The sequence below is a fragment of the Streptomyces sp. NPDC052721 genome, assembly GCF_040678315.1.
Classification (GTDB): Bacteria; Actinomycetota; Actinomycetes; order Streptomycetales; family Streptomycetaceae; genus Streptomyces.
On the sequence record NZ_JBFATL010000015.1, the window covers coordinates 82,287 to 100,751 of the forward strand.

Annotated in this window: 12 protein-coding genes; 10 read left to right on the top strand and 2 right to left on the bottom strand. The window is 69.6% G+C overall.

Annotated features, from left to right (window positions below; all coding sequences use genetic code 11):
* Positions 1-55: 55 nt before the first annotated feature.
* Positions 56-3,349: a right-handed parallel beta-helix repeat-containing protein gene (locus AB0L21_RS17060; RefSeq protein ID WP_365784762.1), complete on the top strand. Its 3,294-nt coding sequence runs from the start codon at positions 56-58 to the stop codon at positions 3,347-3,349.
* A 128-nt stretch (positions 3,350-3,477) separates the two neighbouring features.
* Entirely contained in the window at positions 3,478-4,623 is a 1,146-nt protein-coding gene (locus AB0L21_RS17065) for a S8 family serine peptidase (protein WP_365784764.1), read from the top strand.
* 86 nt (positions 4,624-4,709) lie between these two features.
* Here AB0L21_RS17065 and AB0L21_RS17070 read toward each other — a convergent pair whose 3' ends face one another.
* A complete protein-coding gene (locus AB0L21_RS17070; RefSeq protein ID WP_365784766.1) occupies positions 4,710-5,546 on the bottom strand; it encodes a zinc-binding dehydrogenase in 837 nt (278 codons plus the stop codon).
* A gap of 253 nt (positions 5,547-5,799) precedes the next feature.
* Entirely contained in the window at positions 5,800-9,726 is a 3,927-nt protein-coding gene (gene eccCa, locus AB0L21_RS17075) for a type VII secretion protein EccCa (RefSeq protein ID WP_365784767.1), read from the bottom strand.
* Positions 9,727-10,001: 275 nt separating this feature from the next.
* Here eccCa and eccD point away from each other — a divergent pair, with 275 nt between their 5' ends.
* The 8 genes from eccD (at position 10,002) to AB0L21_RS17115 (ending at position 18,442) form a co-directional block, all read left to right on the top strand.
* A complete protein-coding gene (eccD, locus tag AB0L21_RS17080) occupies positions 10,002-11,402 on the top strand; it encodes a type VII secretion integral membrane protein EccD (RefSeq protein ID WP_365784769.1) in 1,401 nt (466 codons plus the stop codon).
* 26 nt (positions 11,403-11,428) lie between these two features.
* Entirely contained in the window at positions 11,429-12,901 is a 1,473-nt protein-coding gene (eccB, locus tag AB0L21_RS17085; RefSeq protein ID WP_365784771.1) for a type VII secretion protein EccB, read from the top strand.
* Between the two features lie 263 nt (positions 12,902-13,164).
* On the top strand, positions 13,165-13,530 hold the full coding sequence (locus AB0L21_RS17090) for a WXG100 family type VII secretion target (RefSeq protein ID WP_365784773.1): 366 nt from the start codon (positions 13,165-13,167) through the stop codon (positions 13,528-13,530).
* Between the two features lie 80 nt (positions 13,531-13,610).
* Entirely contained in the window at positions 13,611-13,934 is a 324-nt protein-coding gene (locus tag AB0L21_RS17095) for a hypothetical protein (protein ID WP_365784775.1), read from the top strand.
* Positions 13,935-13,982: 48 nt separating this feature from the next.
* Positions 13,983-14,447 (top strand): type VII secretion system-associated protein, encoded by a 465-nt coding sequence (locus tag AB0L21_RS17100; RefSeq protein ID WP_365784777.1) that lies wholly within the window; start codon positions 13,983-13,985, stop codon positions 14,445-14,447.
* Between the two features lie 40 nt (positions 14,448-14,487).
* Positions 14,488-17,583 carry an AAWKG family protein gene (locus AB0L21_RS17105; protein ID WP_365784779.1) on the top strand — a complete coding sequence of 1,032 codons (3,096 nt, stop codon included), beginning with the start codon at positions 14,488-14,490 and terminating at the stop codon, positions 17,581-17,583.
* Between the two features lie 60 nt (positions 17,584-17,643).
* A complete protein-coding gene (locus tag AB0L21_RS17110; RefSeq protein ID WP_365784781.1) occupies positions 17,644-18,093 on the top strand; it encodes a YbaB/EbfC family nucleoid-associated protein in 450 nt (149 codons plus the stop codon).
* 4 nt (positions 18,094-18,097) lie between these two features.
* Positions 18,098-18,442: a hypothetical protein gene (locus tag AB0L21_RS17115; RefSeq protein ID WP_365784783.1), complete on the top strand. Its 345-nt coding sequence runs from the start codon at positions 18,098-18,100 to the stop codon at positions 18,440-18,442.
* Positions 18,443-18,465: the final 23 nt, after the last annotated feature.

An 18,465-nucleotide genomic window follows, 5' to 3' on the forward strand; every position in this document is an offset into this window, starting at 1 on the left:
CCGGCTCCGGCCCAAAGGCCAGCCCTGCGGTGCCACGATGAGGAGGTTTCCGCTCGTGTCACGCCAGGTACTCCACGTCGACCCGTCGCGGGCCGGCGCCCATCGCACACTCGGCGAGGCCCTGAGCCGGGCTCGCAGTGGCGCCGTGATCAGCGTGGCGCCGGGGCAGTACCCCGAGAATCTGGTGATCACCACCCGGGTGACCATCGCCTCTGAGCAGGCCCGCGGCACCGTCCACATCTGCCCTGCCGAGGGCAGCGCGGTGGTGCTGAAGGCCGACGCCATGATGATGACGGACCTCGTCCTGCGCGGGCGCGACGAGAACGTCCCGGTGGTCGCCGCGCTGCGCGGCCAACTGGCCATGGACGGATGCGAGGTCACCGGCGCCGCCTGGACGGCCGTGCTGGCCAGGGATGGCGGCGCACTGGCCATGCGGGACTGCAGGGTGAGCAATCCGCGCGGAGCCGGCATCGTCGACACCTCCGGGCAGGAGTCCTCCGTTGAGTCCTCCACCATTGAGCACTTGGGCACCAGCGGGATCGTCCTGACCGAGCAGAGCTGCATCACCGTACGCGGGTGCACCATCAGGGATGCCCGGGGAAACGGAGTGCTCGCGAGCGGCTCCGCCCGGGGCTCCGTGGAGGACTGCGACATCTCGTCCACCGACAAGCCGGCCATCGCCCTGGAGGAGCAGAGCACCACGCGAGTACTGCGTACGGTGGTGCACGACACCAGTAGCGGCGTGCAGTTGTCGAGTGCCGCCCGCAACGAACTGGACGAAGTACGTGTCACCGGGACCGTCGCCACCGGATTCGTCCTGACCAATGGAACCGATCCGATGCTGCGTCGTTGCCGCACAGCACGCACCAAGGGCTCCGGCGTCCTGATCACGGACCGGGCCCGGGGTACCTTCGAGGACTGCTGGCTGGAGTCCGCCGATGTCGCCGCGCTGCAGGTGAACGGCGCGGCGACGCCGGTCCTCGTCGGCCTGTCCATACGCGACAGCGCGGCCGGCGCAGAGTTCACCGAGGGGGCAGCCGCAGAACTCGACCGCCTGGAGTTGCTGGACATCCGCGGTACGGCCATCTCCGTACGTGGCGCGGCCAACCCGCTGATACGACGCACCAGACTCCGCGGGGCCGGCGGGAGCGGTGTGGTCGTTGTGGACTCGGGACGGGGACGGTTGGAGGACTGCCACGTGGAGCGGACCGCCGATGCCGCCGTGCACGTCGCCGATGGGGGCGATCTGTACATCGGCGGCGGCAGCATCGAGGAGTCACAGGCGCCTGGTCTCGTCGTCGGCCCCGGCGGAACGGTCACCGTACGGGACTGCTCGGTCCTCGCGCCGAAGGGCGTCGGCGTGCATGTCGAAGCGGACGGCGAACTGAACGCGACCCGGCTTCGGGTGCACGCGGCGGCGGAGCACGGCGTCCTGGTCGCCGAGGGCGCCCGTGCCTCGATCAGCTCCTCCGAGGCCGGGGCCTGCGGCGGCGACGGCTTCCGGATCGACAGCACCGAACCTGTCTCGCTGACTGGCTGTTCCGCGCGGGAGAACCAGTGCGGCGGCCTCGTGCAGACACGGTCCGGCGACCGGCTGTCCGTGGAGGATCTGACCTCGGTCGGCAACGGCGCCCCGGATGCCTACGGCGACGCGGCGCTCGATCCTCTCGACCCCGACCAGCTTGCTCAGGGATCGGGCCCCCTGGCGGAGCTCGACCGGCTCATCGGACTGGAGAACGTCAAGCAGCAGGTGCGCACTCTGGTGAGTCTTGCCCAGCTCGCGCGCCGCCGTGCGGAACTCAACATGCCAGCGCCGCCGATGGCTCGCCACCTGGTGTTCGCCGGTCCTCCCGGCACCGGTAAGACCACTGTGGCCAGGCTGTACGGATCCATTCTGGCCGGTCTCGGTGCGCTGCCCAAGGGACATCTCGTCGAGGTCTCCCGCGCCGACCTGGTTGCCCAGGTGATCGGCGGCACCGCCATCAAGACCACGGAGGCGTTCCAGCGTGCCCTCGGCGGGGTGTTGTTCATCGACGAGGCGTACACCCTGCTGTCGGACGGCGGCCGTTCCGGGGCGGACTTCGGACGCGAGGCCGTGGACACGCTGCTGAAGCTGATGGAGGACCACCGCGAGGAGGTTGTCGTCGTGGTGGCAGGCTACTCGGACCGCATGGAGGAGTTCCTCGCCTCCAACCCGGGTCTGCAGTCCCGCTTCTCGCGCACGATCGAGTTCGAGAACTACACCGTTCCCGAGCTGGTTCTGATCATGGAAAGCATGTGCGCATCGCACCAGTACGAACTGGGTGAGGGTGCACGTGAGGCCCTGACGCTGCTGTTCGAGCGGATGCCCCGTGACGCCGGCTTCGGCAACGGCCGTGCGGCCCGCCAGGTGTTCGAGGCGATGGTCGACCGACAGGCGTTCCGGCTGTCCACGATGCGCAACCCCGAGCCCGGGGACCTGACCACTCTGCTGCCGGTGGACGTCGGCGAACGGGAGGCCGCCGAGGTTGCCGGTACTGAGGGCACGGAGACCGGCGCACCGCTGGAGCGATTGAGCGAGATGATCGGTCTCGCCACCGTGAAGCGGGACGTCACCGACCTTGTCAACCTGCTGGCGACTGCGCGGCGACGGGAGGCCGCCGGACTGCCGGCGCCGCGCATCAGCAACCATCTGGTGTTCGCCGGACCGCCGGGCACCGGCAAGACGACCGTGGCGCGCCTCTACGCGGAGCTCTTGGTCTCACTGGGTGTGCTGCCCCGCGGCCAACTTGTCGAGGTAGCCCGGGCCGACCTGGTCGGCCGGTACATCGGGCACACCGCGCAGCTCACCCGTGAGGCTTTCGAACGGGCACGAGGGGGTGTGCTGTTCATCGACGAGGCGTACACGCTCACCCCTGCCGGCGCCTCCGGCGCGGACTTCGGCCGTGAGGCCGTGGACACGCTGCTGAAGCTGATGGAGGACCACCGCGACGAGGTCGTCGTGATCGTCGCCGGCTACACCGAGGAGATGGACGACTTCCTGGCTTCCAACCCCGGACTGGCGTCACGCTTCTCGCGCCGCGTCGAGTTCGGCAACTACTCGTCCGACGAACTGGTCACCATCGTGCGCCAGCACGCCGCGGCGGCCAGCTACGACTGCGCACCTGGCACGGCGTCGGCGCTGCGGAGATACTTCGACTCCCTGCCCAGGGACCGTACGTTCGGCAATGGGCGCCTCGCACGCCGGATCCTGGAAGGCATGATCACGCGGCAGGCTGGGCGGCTCAGCGCGGTGTCGGCTCCTTCCCTTGAAGAGCTGCGCACCCTGCTGCCCGAGGACCTGGCCGGCGCGGAGACGATGGCGCGGTGAACGCCTCCGAACACGTCCGGACCGATACGCCGCGAGGCCCTGTCTCTGCCTTCTCCCCGATCCCGGCTCCGGCACAACGGCGGCCACACGCGAGTCGCAGACGGTTCCTGTCGGCTGCGGTGGCCGCGGTGGCCGCGGCACCGTTCCTGCTGCCGCCCGCGGCCTTCGCTGCGGGAGCGGCCCGGCGCGCCGACCCGGTGAAGCTGCCCGTCATGCCCGCCGTGCTCGACGCCGGTGACGCCTGCACACAGCCCTCCACCACGAAGGTCCGGACCGAGCCGCGCTACCAGCGAAGGCTGGCCCTCCAGCAGTCCTGGCGGTTCAGCCGGGGCAGCGGGGTGAAGGTGGCGGTCGTGGACACCGGCGTCGCGGAGGGAACCGCCCGGCTGGCGGGCCGGGTCAGGGCGGTCACCGGCAGCGGCGACTGCGTCGGTCATGGGTCCTTCTTGGCCGGTATCGTCGCCGCCGCCCCCAAGTCGGGAGGAGGGTTCAGCGGAGTGGCGCCCGAGGCGCGGATCCTCGCCGTGCGCGGCACAGGAGAAAGCGGTGTGGCAAGCGCCGCCACGCTGGCAGCTGGGATAAGGGCCGCCGCGGACGCCGGTGCCGAGGTGATCCTCGTGGGCCCGGCGCTGTCCCGCGGCTCATCCGAGCTGACCGCGGCGGTGGAACACGCCATTGACGCGGACGCCCTGGTCGTCGGGGCGGCGGCGCCCCAGCAGGAGGCCAGCACCGGGGAGCGCTCGCCGGCCTCGGACTATTGGCCCGCGGCGCAGCCCGGAGTGCTGTCCGTGCTCGGCACGGCGGACGACGGATCGCTGCCGGAGGGCACGGCTGTGCCGAGGAAGTCTGATCTCGCCGCGCCCGGCAGCGGCGTGATCGGTGTGGGACCGCGCGGCGACGGCCACTTCATCGCCAGCGGTTCCTCGCTCGCCGCCGCGTTCGTGGCCGGCGCGGCCGCACTGGTGCGCGGCAGGTACCCCGACCTGACGGCCGCCGAGGCCGCCGAACGGCTCACCCGTAACGCCTACCCCGCCGACGTGCCCCGCCTCGACATCTACGCGGCGCTGAGCGCTTCCGGCCCCGGCCGGGTGGCCGGGGCCGGGCCGAAGCCCGCCCCGGCTGTGATGCCGCGTGACGAGGCCGCCGCGTCCGCCGTCCGCCGGGCCACGCTGCTGGCCGGCGCAGGGGCGGCGACCGCGGCGGCGGTGGCCTGGGTGGCGGGGGCAGCCCGTGCACGTAGCCGCCGCCCGCGAGACCTCCCGCACGAGCGCTGACCGTTCGCCCCAGGTCTGCGCCGACCGGGGGCGTCGGTGTGCGGGGCCGCGGCCCCGCCACGCCTCGCACGTCCGTTTGGTCCGGGTCAACCGTTCGGACGGGTGACCAGTCGCCCGCGGACTTTCCCGTGGCGGATCCGGTCGAGTCCCTCGTTGAGGTGGGCGAAGGGAATCTCTTCCACCACGGGGGTGATCCGGCCTTCCGCTATGAAGCCGAGCACTTGGCGGTACTCGTCCTTGCTCGCGCCGTACGACCCGCGCAGTTCCACACTCTTGCGAATCAGTGCACCGTTGGAGAAAGCCGTGGTCCTCGTGCCGAGCCCGACCACGACCACACGGCCGAGGCGGCGTACGACGTCGACGGCGTCGGACGTCGTGGTTCCCACGCCCGCGAAGTCGATGACGGCGTCAGGCTGCAGCTCCGCGAGGGCGGAGAGGTGGGTGAAGCAGTCGCGGGCGCCGGCCGCGCGGGCGGCCTCGAAGGTGTCGGAGTTGACGTCCACACCGTAGACGTCCGCCCCCGCTATCACACCCGTACGGATCCCGTTGAGGCCAAGGCCGCCCAAGCCGACAACGGCTATCACCTCGCCCGGTCTGACCCGGGCCTCCGTGCGGACCGCGTGGTAGGCGGTGACGACGGAGTCCGTGGCAACGGCCGCGTGGACCGAGGAAACGGTGTCGGGAAGCACCACCAGAGTGGAGGCATGGGCCACCAGACGCTCGGCGTAGCCGCCATCGACCCCGATGCCCGGCGCATAGTGCGCTTGAACCTCCGGGTGCGCGACGATTGCCACGGCCACACGGTCGCCCACCGCGTAGTCCGACACCCCCTCGCCCAGGGCTGAGACGGTGCCCGCGACCTCGTGCCCGAGGGTGAAGGGAGGGCGGCGTGAAGGTTCGATCAGGCCGTCGATCAGGTGCACGTCCGAGTGGCACAGCCCGGCGACCTCGACGTCCACGACGACCCAACCCGGATCCGGCACCGGATCCGGCAGTTCCACGGTCTGTAACGGGGCGCCCCTCGCCACGTATCGGAAAGCCTTCATCGATCACTCCAAGTCTTTGATCAAGGACAGATTGCGACATGCGCTGCGGATTCTCACCGGCCGGCCGGCGGTCTGTGATGGACGGCGCACAGCCCGCACCGTCCGTGACACTTGCAGTCCCACCACTCCTTCAGGACTTGGCTGCCTCGTCCAGCAGTGCCGTCTGGATCATCACCGGCTTGCGCCGCACGATGTAGTGGCCGCGGCCGGGCGGCAGGTTCTTCGGCTTGAAGTTGCCGAACAGATAGCCCTCGGACGGCGGGCAGGACAGCAGCAGCCCGGGGGTGTTGGCCTCGTCCAGCCGCCGCATGAGTGGATCGGTCAGGGCGCGCCCCGCGCCGGTCGCCGAGCGTACGACCACCATGTTGAGCCCTACCTCGTGACCGAGCCCCAGGAACTGGAAGAGCGGCGCCAGCGGGTGGTCGGGCCCGGACGAACCCAGGAGGTCGTAGTCGTCGGCGAGGACGAACAGCCGCGGCCCCTGCCACCAGTCGGCAAGCCGCATCCTGGCCGGGGTGATCTCCTCGCCGGGGAGCCGCTGCGACAGTGCCCGGGCCGCTCCGGAGGCGAGTTCGCGGAGCGAGTCCGCGGATACAGCGGTACCCAGCCGGTACTCGTTCGGCACGACGTCCGCCAGACTGCGCCGGAAGTCGACGGTGAGGACGCGCGCCTCCTCCGGAGTGTAGTGGTCCGTGATCGCACGCACGAACAGCTTGATCAGGTTGGTTTTCCCGCTCTCCGTGTCGCCGATCGCCATCAGGTGTGGCGTGCGCCCGAAGTCGTGCCACACCGGTGCCAGGGTCTCCTCGTCGAGGCCGATGGGGACCCGGAGCACCGCCTCCTCCCGCTGCGGGGCCGGCAAGTCCCGTGCTGGGAGCCGGGTCGGCAGCGTGCGCACCGCGGGCGCGGGCGGCCCCTGCCACGCTTCGGAGACCCGGGCGACCAGGTCGGACACGCCCTCTGCCAGGTCGTCGGTGCTCCGCAGCCCGTCGATACGGGGAAGGGCCGTCAGGAAGTGCATCTTGTCCCCGGTGGTCAGGCCACGTCCGCCCGCACTGGGCACGGTCCGGGCCTTGCGTGAGTCGATCATGGAGTCCATGGGGTCGCCGAGGCGCAGCTCCAGCTTGGTCCCCGCCTGGTCACGGACTTGTGCGGAGAGTTCCACCCAGCGTGTGGTGGTCACGATCAGATGGACCCCGTAGTTCAGGCCCTGGGTGGCGATCTGGTTCAGCAGGGGCAGGAGATGGTCGAAGTCCTGCCGGACGGACTGCCAGCCGTCCACGACCAGAAAGACGTCGCCGTGCCGCTCGTCGGGCAAGTCGCCCCGCGCGCGGCGCCTGCGGTAGGTGGCCATCGAGTCGATGCCGTGGTCGGCGAAGAACTGCTCGCGGTGCGTGAGCACCGCCGTGACCTCGGCGACCGTGCGCTTGATCCGCTCGCCGTGGAGCCGGGCGGCCACTCCGCCGACGTGCGGGAGCCCAGCCAGCTGTGCCAGGGTGCCGCCGCCCAGGTCGAGGCAGTAGAACTGGACTTCGGCAGGGGTGTGCGTGAGGGCCAGTGCGGCGACCAGTGTCCGCACGAGTGTCGACTTGCCGCTCTGTGAACCACCGGCGATCGCCAGGTGCCCACCGGCCCCGGACAGGTCCACCAACAGCGGGTCGCGGCGCTGCTCGAAGGGTTTGTCGATGATGCCGACCGGTACCCGGAGCCGTCCGGTGCCCTCCCATCCGCCGGCGGCCAGGCCCCGCTCTTTGTCGGCGGTCAGCGGCGGCAGCAGAGAGTCCATGCTCTGCGGCTCGTTCAGCGGGGGCAGCCACACCTGATGGGCGGGCGGGCCCGCGTTCCGGAGCCGTTCCACGGCGACGGACAGCAGGGATTCGGTGCCCTCCTCGTCGTCCTGGGGCTCCGGCTCCGGCGCCTGGACCGGGTCCCTGGGGACTACCCAGCTCGACGTCCAGGGCACGATCTGGCTTGCGACCCGAGCCTGGACGGCGGCCGTACGCCGCTGCCGGTAGGGGCCGGACACATAAGCGGCGCGGAAGCGGACGAGATCGTCTGTGCCGTGCTTGAGGAATCCGGCGCCCGGCTGCGGCGGGAGCTGGTAGGCATCGGGCACACCGAGGACGCCGCGGCTCTCGATGGCGGAGAAGGTGCGCAGGCCGATGCGGTACGACAGGTGGCTCTCGAGTTGGTGCATGCGGCCCTCGTCCAGTCGCTGTGAGGCCAGCAGCAAATGGGCGCCCAGGGACCGGCCCAGTCGGCCGATCATGACGAACAGCTCCATGAACTCCCGGTGGGCGGCCAATAGTTCGCTGAACTCGTCGACCACGACGAAGAGGCTGGGCAGCGGCGGCAGATCGGCTCCCTGGGCGCGCGCCTTCTCGTACTCCAGCGCCGATGAGTAGTTGCCCGCGCTGCGCAAAAGCTCCTGACGCCGTATCAGCTCACCGTGCAGTGCGTCCTTCATGCGCTCGACCAGCGCCACTTCGTCGGCCAGGTTGGTGATGACCGCCGAGGTGTGCGGCAGCGCGTCCAGTCCCAGGAAGGTGGCGCCGCCCTTGAAGTCCACGAGGACGAAGTTCAGCGTCTCTGAGGAGTTGGTCAGGGCGAGCGCGAGCACCAGGGTGCGCAGCAGTTCGCTCTTGCCGGAGCCGGTGGCGCCGATGAGCATGCCGTGCGGCCCCATACCGCCCTGCGCGGACTCTTTGATGTCGAGTTCCACGGGCTGGCCGTCGACGCCCACCGCCACCGGGACCCGCAGCCGAGTGGAGCCCGTAGAACGCTGCCACAGGGTCGGCGGGTCGTGCCGGTGCAGGTCGGAGATGGACAGCAGGGTGGTCAGCTCCACGTCCGTGGTGAGTGGCTCCGAACTTTCCGTGCTGAGACTCATCCGGTACGGGGCAATCATCCGGGCCAGCGACTCGGCCATGCCGGGCCCGACCGCGTCCGGCCGTCCAAGATAAGTGGCCTGCTCCTTGCGCGTCTTGTCGGTCCGGATCAAGGAGACCCGGTCCCGCTGCACGTCCAGCCTGAGCGTGGTGCGCCCCGGTCGCCACTCCAGGCTGCCCGCGACGTCCACCACGACCACGTTGCGGTACCCGGCGGCGTCGAGGCGGTGGCCGGTGCCGAGGCGGACGCCGTCGATGACCACTACGGTCAGGGGCTCCTCCCGGCCGGGGACGGCCTCCGGGTCAAAGACGGGACGTTCGTAGATGTCAGAGCCCAGCAGGTCGTCCAGTTCCTCGACCACTGACACGGACATCCGCACATGTCCGGCGCCGTCCTGGTCATGCGGATGCAGATGGTGCGGCAACCACTTGGCCCACTCCCACTCGGCACGTTGCTCCGGAGCGACGCACAGGACGATCCACAAGTCGTCGGGTGCGTGAAACACCGTCAGCTGTGACAGGGCGGCACGAACCATGTCACGGCCCGCAGCAGCGTCGCCGCGCAGCAGGATCCTCGACCACGATCGCAGGTACAGTGCGATCGGCTGGTCGGGTACCGTCGTGTAGGCCCGTACGAAGCGCCGTAGTGCGTGCGCGCTGAGCGGCTCCAGGTCTTCCACGGGTTTGGTGGACTGCGGGGTCAGCTGCAGCGCGAGCTGCTGGTCGCCCATGGCTATCCGTACCTCGCCGAAGTCCTCGTCGGTGGTGCGGCGTTCCCACAGACGCGTGGTGCGGACCATGGTCCGCAAAGTGGCCGGCTCCGGGTGGCGCCAGGCCAGTGCCTCCTGCTGCTGGAGGACGGCGGAGCGGACTTGATGGCGGATCTGCGTCAGATAGCGCAGGTAGTCGCGTCGTTCACCGTGCAGCCGCTGCTTGCGCTCGCCGCTGCGACGTGCCCACTGTCCGATCAGCATGATGGCCGAAGCCAGGACCATCATGCCGATCGCGAAGTAACTGAAGGCGTTGTTACCATGCCCGGGCCGCAGGTACATGAACATCATCGACCCGGACATCATCGCCATCGGCAGGTACGTCCACACGGCGGAACTGTCGGGGACGACCTCGGGCAGGCCCGGCGGCTCCTGAAGACTCAGTTCGCCGTCCGGCATCTCGGGACCCCGACGCCGAGCCGGACGCCGGAAGAGAACCACACTCAATGGATTGTCTCCTTATTGCTGACGCGGAAATGTGCCGCCTGGTGGATGACGGCCCTGCCTCAAAGCAGCTGGAAAGGAACATCAGACAACGAATTGCATACGAGCCGGCAGGCCCGAGAGACGGCTCGGTCCGTTCGACGGACCGGCAGTCGACACGAGTAGTCTGCATCCCAACAACGCACATTCAAAGCCCGGTCAGCTGCTGCTCGGGGAAGGCGCTTCCTTTCATGACCGAAACTTCAACCGCGGGCCTGTGCCGTCTCACCGTGCGCACCCCCCGCAATTCTGTCGATCTCGCGGTCCCGTCCGACGTTCCGGTGGCCGATCTGCTTCCCACCGTGCTGCGCCATGCCGGCACGGAGTTGGAGGAAGAAGGCCTGGAACACGGGGGCTGGGTGCTCCAGACACTGGGAGGGACTCCGCTGGAGGGTGAGGAAACCCTCGCATCACTCAACGTCGTCGACGGCGAGGTCCTGTACCTGCGCCCCCGCGCCGACGAACTCCCCGAAGTGCGCCTCGACGACTTGGTGGACGGCATCGCCGACACCATGCGCGACCGCCTGCACACCTGGGGGCCCGGGAGCAGTCGCATGCTCCTGCGTAGCCTGACGGGCCTCGCGCTGGCGACCGGTCTGCTCATAGTTGCCTGGCCAGGACTCTCAGGCGGCACGCGCGTGGTGGCGTTCGCGGCCACCGCTGTGCTGCTGCTGGCCACCGCGGCGACCGCGAGCCGGGCCGTGGGCGAAGCGGCATCGGGTGCTGTCCTCGGCGTCTTCGCGGCACCGTGCCTCGCCCTGACCGGCGCGCTCATGGTCGGCGGCGACACAGCCGGTCCGCACGGCTACGAGGCGTTCGGCGCCCGACTGCTCGCCGCAGGCGCGGCGGGCGCGGGCGGCGCAGCCCTGGCCCTGGCCCTCGTCGGCCGCCACACCACGGTGTTCGCGGGCGTGCTCCTCTCGGCCTTGGCGACCGCGACCGCCGGGTCGCTCATGGCTTTCGCCGGACTCGCGCTCGACGAGGCGGCCCTGGCGATCGCGGCGACCGGCGCGGTGCTGGGCCTGTTCGTCCCGTCGATCGCTTTCAAACTCGCCGGAATGCGCATGCCGTTCCTGCCGTCCACACCCCAGCAGCTGCAGGAGGACATCGAGCCGTACTCCAGCCAGAGCGTCGTCGCCCGCACGGAGACGGCCGATACCTGGATGACGAGCCTGTACGGCACCACCGGCGTGGTGGCCGTGGTCTGCTTCGCCGCCGCGGCCCCGTCCCAGGCCGTGCCGGACCGAGTGACGACGGCCGTCCTCTCCCTGCTCCTGCTGTTGCACGCGCGGGGACTCGGCAACACCTGGCAGCGCCTGTCCATGGTCCTGCCGGGCGCGCTAGGCCTCGCCCTGCTCACGCTCGCCCTGGCCGTGGCCGCGGGGCCGGGGGCACGGTTGCTCGCGGCCGGGGCGGTACTCGCCGTGGCGGCCGCACTCGCCATCGCTTCGTGGTTCCTGCCGGGCCGGCGGCTCGTGCCGCACTGGGGGCGGGCCGCCGAACTCCTGCAGAGCGCCCTCGCTATGAGTCTGCTGCCGCTCCTGCTGTGGGTTCTGGGCGTCTTCGGAAGCCTCCGCGGCCTCAACGGCTGAACGCAGCACGCTGAACGGAGAACACCATGCAATCCAAGCGGGACCAGGTCCAGGCGTACATGTTCGTCATGGGCCGGCTCAACTCCGGGATGCTGGCGGCCGAGCCCGACGCACCGGAAAGCCCTCTGGCACGGACCACCCGGGGCCTGGTGATCGGCGTGGTCATCACCCTGGTCATCAGCGCCGGGGCGTTCGTCATCGGACTGATTGCGCCCGGCGGCAACGACTCGTGGCGCAGCGGTGACGCGTTGATCATCAACAAGGACACCGGGGCGCGCTACCTCTACCTCGACGGCCGGCTGCGTCCTGTCCGCAACTTCTCCTCGGCGCGGCTGATCGGCGGCAAGGACCTCACCGCCGTCACCGTAAGGACTCCCTCCCTTGAGGGCACCCCGGTGGGCGCGCCCGTCGGGATCGAGGGGGCGCCCGACGGTGTTCCTGGCGGCGACCGGTTGGAACGCGGGGCCTGGCGCGTCTGCTCCGTCACGGATCCCGGGAACGGGAAGAAGACCAGGACCGTGCTGGTGGTAGGCGGTGACCGTTCCGCAGACCGCGCGCTCGGCAGCCGCGAGGTGGCCCTGCTGAAAGGCCCCGACGGCGCGACCTTCCTCATGTGGCGTGGCAGCAGGCTGCGGCTCGACACCAGGAGCGACGCCGTGAAATCCCTCGGGTACGGGTCCGCCGCGCCCCGCCCGGTGTCGGGGGCCTTCCTCGACGCGTTGCCCACCGGACCGGACCTGGCCCCCGCAGCCGTACCCGGCCGCGGTGAACGCGGACCCTCCCTCGGCGGCGCCCGTACGACGGTGGGCCAGCTGTTCCGGGTGCAGGTGCCGGGCGGGTCGTCCAGCTGGTACGTCCTGGGACGCGAGGGCCTTCGGCCGCTCACGGAGACCGCCGCGGCCCTGCTCCTCGGTGATCCGAAGACCCGCGCCCTGGCTTACGCAGGGAAATCACCACAGGTGCGGACGCTGGGCTCGGACGTGCTGGGGCGGCACCTCGCCCCCGGCGGCGGTATCGCACCGGACGGGCTGCCGGCCTCGCCTCCGCGGCTGACCGACGTCCCGAGCGAGATGGCGCTCTGCGCCGTGGTGAAGCCGGGCGGTAGCGCCGGCACCAAGGTGTCCAGCGCCCTTGTACCCACCGCGGTTCTGACGCCCCTGGTCCAGCGCACCCGCGAGCGTGTCGAGGCGCCGTGCACCCCGGTGGACGGCACCGTCGTCCCCCCGGGGCACGGCGTGCTGGTGCGGGTGCTGGGCGCCAGCGGGGGCGAACTCGGCAACACCACCTATCTGGTCGCGGAGAACGCGATCAAGTACCGCGTGCGCGGCAACGAGGCCCTTACCGCCCTCGGGTACACGCCGAAGGACGCCGTCGCCCTGCCCTCGCCACTGACGGCGATGCTGCCGACCGGCCCCGACCTCAGCACGGAGGCGGCCGAGGGCGTGGTGCCCTCAAGGATCACCGCCGCCGCATGCGTGACGAGCGCGACGAGACCCTGACGGCCGTCCGCGGGCCTGCCACCTGCCGGGGGGCGATGGGACATTCGTGAGTGCCCCATCGCCCCCTTCTCGTCCGCGGCCGCGGACGGCGATCGTTCCGCGCCGTTAGAGTGGCACAGAGGAAATTCCCCGGAGGAATGGTAAATACGCGTTTGCCGTCCTCATGCCCGGCCCTGGCGCCGTCTCGGAAAAAACAGTGTTTCCGCCCGATAGCCGGCGGCATTGATCTCGCACACGTCTGAACTTACGAGGAGGGGTAGACCATGCCTGCGAATGTGACGCACGACGGATCGAATCTGAGCCAGGACTTCGACGCGGCAACGCGTGGAGTCCAGCACCTGACGGACACCCAAAATGACATCAACAACGTCGTGACGGAGGTGGAAGAAAGCGTCAACGTGCTCACGGCGGCTTACGGCGGTGCGGACGGTGCCGCATTCCGGGGGCTCCTCGACGCCTGGCGGGCGCATGTCCGGGAGATCAACCAGGTGCTGGGCAACATGGCCAACATGCTCCAGGGAAACGTCCAGACGAACTCGAGGCTCCAGGTGGGCAACATGGACCAGATCCAGAGCTTGACCTCCCGGACGAACGGGGCCTTCGAAGCGATGGGCGGCAGGTCCGCGTAGCCCGGTCGGTCACGGTCGGCCGACCGAAGTGACAGAACACGCGGGTAGAAGACTCAATCAACAGAAAGTGAAGGACAGTCATGCCTGATCTGAACGGCGACGGCATCCATCTGCAGTACAGGGAAGTGGGTGCGGTAGTCGACGAGTTGTGGCGTGCGACCCAGCGGATCGACCACCTCCTGGACGGCATGGAGCAGCAGCTGATCCCGCTCGTCAGCAGCTGGTCGGGATGGAGCATGCAAGGGTTCCAGACGGAGCGGAGCAAGTGGGAGGCCATCTGCGCCCAAATGGCGCGCGACCTGGGCCAGAACGCCACCCTGCTCGATGACATCAGCACCACCTACAACAGGACCGACACACATCTCGGTGACCAGTGGAGTGGGGTCTGGGGCGGGGCCAGCTGATCCGGCTGCCGTATCACCGGCACCGCATCCGGATGAGAGGAGCACACTGTGGCTGACCTGACCCACCTCGATGTCCAGACTCTGCGGACGTTCCTGCAGAACGACGTCGCCGAGTTCGTCCGGGAACTCGAAAAGATCCGCACCGACGACTGGGCGCCGGCGCTCAGGAGTCTCCTCGAAAACCGTGCCTCGGCCGACACGCTCCAGGAGAACCCGTTCCTCGCCATCGGGCTGATGGGGCAGGATGACACGCTCGGAGGGCAGGCACTGCTCACCGCAGTGAAGGATCAGGCGAAGGCTGCCGACGGCATCCTCGACTTCCAGCAGCGGTTGTTCAGGGACATCGACACCGAACTGCGGGAGACCATCGACACCCTCCTCACGACCCAGGGGGCCAGCCTGGAGGCGATCGAGGCAGCCGACTTCCTCGACGTCCTCGACGGAGTGGACCACACGCTGTCGGGTGGAGACGGGGTGTCCTCCTCCCCGAACGACTCCGCTCCGAACAACTGACCGCAGGCACTCGACTCCCGGAAACTGCTGAGAGACCATCATGGCCGACGCCACGTACGACCCCGATGACTACTGGGGCATGGCCGTCAACCTACTGACGGGCTTCCCGATGCCGTCGCGCCACTCACTGTTCGAAAAGGTCACGAGCGGTGAACACGGCATCCCTCTCTTCCGCATCAACGGGATCTCCCACTGGCCGATACGGGGGGTCACCGCCGCGGACATCGGCTACTGGGGGTGGCAGCGGTTCGGCGCCGACTACAACATCCCCTTCTACGAGACGCGGCAGGGCAACGGTGCCCATGACACCGTCCGTATGCGGAGCGTAAACATCATCTTCCTCGGCAGCGAGGGAGTCGCCCCAGGTCAGGCGAACCTGCTCGACGGCGGGCAGACGATGAGCGGCGGTCAGTCCGGACACGAGGACAACGTCGAGTGGGACCGGGGGTCGATGGCGAACTACATCTCCGGCCCCAAGGTGGCCCTGGACGCCCTCCTCAACCCCCCGTACACCACCCGGGATGTCTCGTTCAACGGGGCCGGTGTGGCCGACGCGAACGCCGTGGACCTCAACTCCTTCAGGAACACGGCGATGGCCTTCGACCGCGTTGCCGGGTTCTTCCGAGGCCGCTCGGTCGTACTGGAGCAGTGGGACAAGGCCCTCGGCGAGGGGCGGTCCGCCTGGCAGGGTCAGGCGGCGGACATGTTCTGGAGCCTGATCAACCAGATACGCCGCAACTACGACGGTTACGTCCAGCAGATGGGTGGCCGACAGTACACCTCCCAGTACAGCCTGATCGACGGCTACACCCCGGTCTCGAAGACGGGGGAGGGAGTGGCCCTGGCACAGAGCCGGCTGGTGGCGCACGCCGGGACCCTCCGTGAGGCATGGAACACCTGGGCCGATGGCTATCACGACCCCTACCGCATCCTGCTGCAACTGCTCGACGAAGTGGCTGAGTGGACGGTCCGCAACAACCTCACCCAGGTACTCAAGCGCACCGACGGCAACGACGACAACCTCGGCGGTCTGACGGCGCACGATTTCCACGAGGGGTACTTCACGACGCCGGCCTTCATGCAGGACCATCCCCAGTACGGCTTCCTGGGGTGGCCCTCCTCCTGGAAGAAGGTGGGCGAGGAGGCCGTCAGGCGCTGGAACGCACGTGTCGAGGAGATGCTGGGGCACGTGGCGAGCCAGGTGATCGCCGACCTCAAGAACAACTGGATCGACGCGAGCCGTGTGATGGACCATCCGATCGAGTCGGTGGCGACGAAGACTCTCGACCAGATCTACCAGGAGGAGCAGACCGACGCCGCCACGGCAGCGGCCCAGGAGCAGGCCGACGCGCTGAATGACGGCTTCGCGGCTCTGAACGACAACTTCGCCGGTTTCGGCGGGGCGCTCAACGACGGCCTCACACAGCTCGGTGACAGCGTCGGTGACGGACTGAACGGCATGGGCGACGACTTCAACGCCGGGCTGGACGCGTTCGGTAACGCACTCGGCGGTGGGGGCGGCTTCACTTCGCCGCTCAATGACGGCAGTGGACTCGGCGGCCTGGACAGCGGGTCCGGCACGGCGCTGGACGGGCTCGGCGGTGGGGGCGGCTTCACTTCGCCGCTCAATGATGGCAGTGGACTCGGCGGCCTGGACAGCGGGTCCGGCTCGCCGCTGGACGGGCTCAGCGGCGGGAGCGACTTCACTTCGCCGCTCGACGACATCGACGCGGGAAGCGGACTCCCGGACGGCGTTGCAGGCGGCGGCGGAACCCCCTTGGACGGCATCGACGCCGGCGGGCCGCCCGTCCCGCTGAACCCCAGCGGCCTTCCTCTCCTGCCCCCGGGCGGTGAGTCCCTGCCCGGGACGGCCGCTCCGGGGACGCAGCTCAACCCCGACGGCACCCTGACCACCACCTACCCCGACGGTTCCTCGGTTGCCCTCAACCCCGGCCTGGGAACGGCCGTCACGACCCGGCCGGACGGCTCGACCGTCACCACGGACCTCGGCGACGGGCCCTTGGTGAACCCCGACGGCAGCGTCACGGTGGCCAATCCGGACGGAACGGTGACCACCACGCATCCGGACGGCACCGTCACCGTACTCAACCCCGATACGGGCACCCTCACCTCGTTGAACGCGGACGGAACCCTCGGTACCACCTACCCCGACGGCACCACCATCGCGGTCGACCCGGACACGGGATTCGCCACCACAACCGCCCCGGACGGTACGACCAGCACCACTGATCTGGGTAACGGAGCACTGCAGGCACCCGACGGCAGTACCATCGCCCTCAATTCCGACACCGGCGCGCTCACCACGACGCATCCCGACGGGACGACCGTCACCCTGGACCCCGCAACGGGCAACCTCGTGACGGAACGCCCCGACGGCACCGTCACCACACTGAACCCCGACACCGCCACGCTCACCACGCAACACCCCGACGGGACGACCGAAACCACCGACCTGAACGGTCCGACGCTGCCGAACTCCGATCAGCACGTGGATGTTCCACTGTCCCCGAACGAGGACCTGCAGTTGCCGGGAGGGCTCACCACGGAGCTTCCGCACTCCACGGCAGGGGACGGGGGACCCGGCCTGGGCACGGGCGGCTCCCCGCTGAACGGAGGGCTGGCCACCGTCGGAGCGGGAAGTCCGCACGAGGAGCCCTATTACGACGAGGACCAGGACACCGGCCTGGCCGCACGAGGTATCGGCTCACCGGCCGCTGCCACGACAGCCGGCGGCACCCCGCTCAACCCGGGACTGGCAGGCACACCCATGATGCCGGGCATGATGCCGCCCGGGATGATGGGTCCGGGCGCGGGCGGTGGCGGCAAGGAGGGCGGCAGCTCGGAACGCCAGCGCAACGTCTACTCCACCGCCACGGGTGCATCCCTGGCCTCCCGGCGGGGCGGCCGGCCCGCCGCACTGGACGACGAGGACGTCGTCATCACCAGGGGGCGCACCTCGACCACCTCCGGCGCGGCGTACTCCGGGCGCGGCGGCGCAGGAGCCGACCGGCGGCGCACCGAGAGCGTCAACACGGCCAGGGACGGCTGGCGGACCGACGACGAGGACGTGTGGGGCACCGACGAAGGCGGCGCCCCGGCGGTCATCGGCCGCTGACGACCGTGGTCCGTCCGTCCGGACGGGGATCTCGAGGAAGGGAAAGGAGGCGGGAGCGCCGTGGAAAGGTCGATCCAGGAGCGCCTGGCCGAAGCCATGGAGCAGCTGAGGGAGACGGAGGCGGCGGTCGCGCGGGCCGAGGAGGAGCTGCGCGAGTCCTCCTGCACCGTCAGATCGGCGGACCGCGCGGTGGAGGTCACTGTCGACGCCCAGGGAGCGTTGATCGCCATGCGCTTCCTGGGGGGCCTGTACCGGGACATGAGCCCGGCCGAACTCGCGTCCAGCGTGCTGGACGCCGCAGAGCGTGCGCGCTTGACCATGGCACGCCAGGTGATGCAGCTCGTCGATCCGCTCACACGGAGCCTGCCCGACGCTCCCGAGCTGCCGGGAGTGACCGTTGACTGGGGCAAGATCTTCGGGCCGGGTGTCCTCGACGAGCCGGAGCAGACCGATGTCCGGTCTGTGCAGCGCAGGCTGAGGGACGAGATCGACGAGGACGAGGAGGAGTAGCGCCATGCCGGCATCCGAAGGGTTCTTCGCGGACCCCGCCCGTCTTTATGCCGCGACCCGTCAGATCGAGCAGATCAGCGAAGTCGCCCGATCGTTGTCCGCGGGGTTCCAGGACAGCCTTATGCGGGACGTCGACTGGCCTGGCGGTGACAGGTTCGGTCGGCGGGAGATCCGACCGCAGGAGCGGCAGGAGCGGAGGACCGCGCTGCAGACCAGTGCCGACGTCGCCCAGGTGGTCCGGCTCGTGGCGGACGGCACTCTCGGCAACCTGTCCACCATCCTGAACGCTCAGGCCGGGGCCATGGACGACATCGCCCGTCAGCAGAGCAGGAACGGCTCACGGCGGTAACGCCTTTCCGCACGTGACCACCG

Excerpts from the sequence above, each read along its gene's own strand:
- AB0L21_RS17105 (WP_365784779.1), top strand. The coding sequence starts at position 14,488 with ATGGCCGACGCCACGTACGACCCCGATGACTACTGGGGCATGGCCGTC.
- eccD (WP_365784769.1), top strand. The coding sequence starts at position 10,002 with ATGACCGAAACTTCAACCGCGGGCCTGTGCCGTCTCACCGTGCGCACC.
- AB0L21_RS17115 (WP_365784783.1), top strand. The coding sequence starts at position 18,098 with ATGCCGGCATCCGAAGGGTTCTTCGCGGACCCCGCCCGTCTTTATGCC.
- AB0L21_RS17095 (WP_365784775.1), top strand. The coding sequence starts at position 13,611 with ATGCCTGATCTGAACGGCGACGGCATCCATCTGCAGTACAGGGAAGTG.
- eccB (WP_365784771.1), top strand. The coding sequence starts at position 11,429 with ATGCAATCCAAGCGGGACCAGGTCCAGGCGTACATGTTCGTCATGGGC.
- eccCa (WP_365784767.1), bottom strand. The coding sequence starts at position 9,726 with ATGCCGGACGGCGAACTGAGTCTTCAGGAGCCGCCGGGCCTGCCCGAG.
- AB0L21_RS17090 (WP_365784773.1), top strand. The coding sequence starts at position 13,165 with ATGCCTGCGAATGTGACGCACGACGGATCGAATCTGAGCCAGGACTTC.